Origin of the sequence: Mesorhizobium sp. M0772, from assembly GCF_040320135.1 — a bacterium.
Taxonomy (GTDB): domain Bacteria; phylum Pseudomonadota; class Alphaproteobacteria; order Rhizobiales; family Rhizobiaceae; genus Mesorhizobium.
The window spans coordinates 1-1,435 of the sequence record NZ_JAMYPB010000113.1 but is presented as its reverse complement, the minus strand read 5'-3'; the positions used below and the strand labels follow the sequence as shown (position 1 = coordinate 1,435).

Sequence of the window (1,435 nt, the reverse complement as noted above, 5' to 3'; positions counted from 1 at the left end):
ATTGCTGGATCGAGGCGGAACGGCGCCGAGGGTCCGTTTTGCAAAAGATAGGCAACGCCACTTCTGGGAGAGAATTATGATAGATTTGCTCAGCGATACCGTAACCCTTCCCACCCAAGAGATGCGGCACGCGATGTTTAACGCGGAAGTCGGCGATGCCGGTTACGGTGAAGACCCGACGTTAACCCGCCTTGAAGCATTGGCAGCCGAAATGTTGGGCAAGGAAGACTCGGCTCTCCTATCGAGCGGATGCCAGGGGAACCTTACTGCGTTGCTCGCGCATTGTCCCCGCGGCCACGAGGTGATCGTTGGCGATCGCTCCGATCTCTACGACTTCGAAGCCGGCAGCGTTTCGGTGGTGGGGGGGCTCGTCCTGCACCCCGTGCCAACAGAAACCGACGGACGGCTGTCGCTGGATAACCTGCGCTCGGCGATCCGCGACAAGATTGATTACCAATGCGCGCCGCCAGGGGTCATCGTGCTGGAGAATCCGCACTGTCAACGCGGCGGGCGTGTCCTACCTGAGTCCTATATTAAGGAAGTGCGCGAACTTGCCGACGAGCACGGCCTGCCACTGCATCTCGATGGCGCCCGCATCTTCAATGCGGCTATCGCATCGAAGAGGACACCGGCGGAGATGGCGAAGGATTTCGACTCGATCATGTTCAGCCTGTCGAAAGGACTCGCCGCTCCATACGGCTCCATGGTGTGCGGAACACGGCCCTTCATCGACCGGGTGAGACGCTATCGGAAGCTCTTGGGGGGCGGACTTCGCCAAGCCGGATTTATGGCTAGCGCAGGTATCGTGGCCCTTGAAACCATGGTGGACCGGCTGATCGAAGACCACCGGCGCGCGCAGTTGCTGGCGGAGAAAATCGGCGCCATTCCCGGCATCCGCCTCGAGCCCCCCGTCATCGATACGAACATGGTGTTCTTCCGGCTTGAACGGGACGATCTGTCGACCCCGGAATTCCTGTCAGCGCTATCGCAGCAGGGCGTGCGGATGGGCACGCTCCGCGAAGGCGTCGTTCGCGCCGTCCTCCACTATCTCGTCAGCGACGACGAGGTCGATGCGACCGCAATCACCATTCGATCCGTTCTGCAGGCGGAGCCACATTGACCGGGGCACAAGGGCTTATCGGGTTCTGCGCAAAAATGGCGGGGCTCGCCCGCGACCTGACGTACCTGTAAATGCGGCGAGAACGGAGCTAGAGCAATTGGGGAGGATAGGAATGTACGGGTGGTGAATCAGTCGCAGTGCGTGGTGGGACGATCACACCGTGCGCCTCACCGAGTCTTCGCGCCGGCACGAAGAATCATCTTGTGGCAGCCGCCTGCTACTAACCACTTGGCTGTATCCTCTCGCTTCTCACTTTTATTACAAGCAAAGACATGACCTCTTCTGAAACGTTGAACGCAGTCTTCGAACATATCG

1 protein-coding gene is annotated in these 1,435 nt (G+C 59.6%); it reads left to right on the top strand.

The features are described 5' to 3' along the window. Positions 1-76 precede the first annotated feature (76 nt). Positions 77-1,120: a GntG family PLP-dependent aldolase gene (locus tag NKI06_RS30775; protein ID WP_352987922.1), complete on the top strand. Its 1,044-nt coding sequence runs from the start codon at positions 77-79 to the stop codon at positions 1,118-1,120. The last annotated feature ends 315 nt before the right edge of the window (positions 1,121-1,435 follow it).